We start from the raw sequence: 1,439 nt of genomic DNA, 5'->3' as shown, positions 1-1,439 counted from the left end.
CAGCTGCCGCATCATGTCGGCGAGCCGCGCAGCCGACGCGCCCGGCTGGCCAAGGGAGCGGATCCAGTAACGCAGCAGGTTCGCGCCGCGCGCGTCGTCGAGCGCGACCAGCGCCTTGCGCGACAGCGCGCGGCCGTCGTCGCGTGCGGCCGCCTCGAAATCGAGTGCGTCCAGATCGTCGAGCAGACGCTGCGCCGATGCCGCATGCTGCGCAGCGCGGCCGAGCGCATCGCGAAAACCGGGGAAATGCACGGCGAGCGCCGGCAGCACGTCGAGGCGCAACGCGTTGCGCGCATAGCGTGTGTCGTTGTTGGATTCGTCGTCGATCCATGCCAGCGCATGCTGCGCCGCATAGCGCTCGAGTTGCGCGCGCAACAAACGCAGCAGCGGGCGCACACGCTCGATGCGCGTCGTCGCCGGGCGGTAGCGCGGCGCCATCGCCGCGATCCCCGCGATGCCCGCGCCGCGCAACAGCTGAAGCAACACCGTCTCCGCCTGATCGTCCGCATGCTGGGCGAGCCAGAGCACCCCGACGCCGTGCCGCTCGCACATCGCGTCGAGCGCCGCATAACGAACCTCGCGCGCGGTCGCTTCGATGCCCGCGCCGCTGTCGCGCGGCACGTCGACACGCCTCGCTTCGAATGCGACGCCAAGCCTCGCGGCGGTGGCCGCCGCATGCGACGCCCAGGCATCGGCATTGGCGCTCAGCCCATGATGCACGTGCAACGCGACGCAGCGCGACGCGCCGGCAACACGCACCGCCGCATCGAGCAGCACCGACGAGTCGAGCCCGCCGCTGTATGCGATGGCAATGCGCGCGTCGGACGGGACGCCGGAAAGCGCAACGCCGACCGCGTCGAGCACGACGCGGTCGGCGGAGAAATCGTTCGGGGGAATCACGGTCGAATGACGCGCGTGACCGCGCGCCGTGATGAACGCACGCCGCGCGTCATGCGCCCGGCGTGGTTTCCTTGAACTTGCCGTAGGCCATCAGCCGTTCGAAGCGGCGCTCGCGCAGCGCGTCGATGCTCATGCCCTGGAACTGGCGCAGCGAATCCGCGAGCGCGCGGCGCAGCAACGCCGCCATGCCCTTCGGGTCGCGGTGCGCGCCGCCGAGCGGCTCGTTGATGATCTTGTCGATCAGGCCCAGCGCCTTCAGGCGATGCGCGGTCAGACCGAGCGCCTCGGCCGCCTCGGGCGCCTTCGCGGCACTCTTCCAGAGAATCGATGCGCAGCCTTCCGGCGAGATCACCGAGTAGGTCGAGAACTGCAGCATCATCACCGTATCGGCGACCGCGATCGCCAGCGCACCGCCCGAACCGCCCTCGCCGATCACCGTCGCGATGATCGGCGTCTTCAGCTCGGCCATCACGTACAGGTTGCGGCCGATGGCTTCCGACTGGCCGCGCTCTTCCGCGCCGATGCCCGGATACGCGCCC

1 protein-coding gene and 1 pseudogene are annotated in these 1,439 nt (G+C 70.4%); both read right to left on the bottom strand.

The window, feature by feature from the left end; genetic code table 11:
- A partial coding sequence (tilS, locus tag KH616_RS24990) for a tRNA lysidine(34) synthetase TilS (RefSeq protein ID WP_292254926.1) occupies positions 1 to 900 on the bottom strand: 900 nt, incomplete at its 3' end.
- A 49-nt stretch (positions 901 to 949) separates the two neighbouring features.
- Positions 950 to 1,439: pseudogene (locus KH616_RS24985) on the bottom strand (acetyl-CoA carboxylase carboxyl transferase subunit alpha); the annotation flags it as partial.

It is taken from the genome of Burkholderia sp., from assembly GCF_018375725.1.
Taxonomy (GTDB): domain Bacteria; phylum Pseudomonadota; class Gammaproteobacteria; order Burkholderiales; family Burkholderiaceae; genus Burkholderia.
Note: the sequence above shows the minus strand (reverse complement) of the source record. Positions and strands in the feature narration are given on the sequence as shown.